This window comes from Aneurinibacillus sp. UBA3580, assembly GCF_002375825.1.
GTDB lineage: Bacteria > Bacillota > Bacilli > Aneurinibacillales > Aneurinibacillaceae > Aneurinibacillus > Aneurinibacillus danicus.
Genome location: NZ_DFMZ01000116.1, coordinates 1 through 425, shown reverse-complemented (window position 1 = coordinate 425; position 425 = coordinate 1). Strand labels below are relative to the sequence as shown.

General features: G+C 36.5%; 1 pseudogene. It reads right to left on the bottom strand.

The features are described 5' to 3' along the window. A pseudogene (locus tag B2899_RS16200) lies at positions 1-231 on the bottom strand (GABA permease); the annotation flags it as partial. Between the last annotated feature and the right edge of the window lie 194 nt (positions 232-425).

Sequence of the window (425 nt, the reverse complement as noted above, 5' to 3'; positions counted from 1 at the left end):
ATATGTTGCAAATGATCCGCTATCCGGATTCTGAATTGCCATCTCTCCCAGCATCCGCATAACCAATACAATCAAAAGACCGGCCACAGCGTAGGAAACAACGGCTCCCGGCCCAGTCTGATTAATAACGGCGCCACTTCCGACGAAGAGTCCCGCTCCAATGATGCCGCCTAAGGAAATCATTGTTAAGTGTCTGGTTTTTAATTGTTTCTGTAATTTTTCCTGCCCCATAAAAATCTCCTTTCTGAATTTATCTATAATTCTAAATCTATTAGCAAAATTCATGCCAATTATATTTCTGAATGATACGTTATAATTACAATGGTTAACTAAGTATTAAATGCAGAATAAGTCAAATATGAATTATTTATAATTCAATTATTACTTATCTCTATATTTAACCAAATAAGAAAAACTCGCGGGCG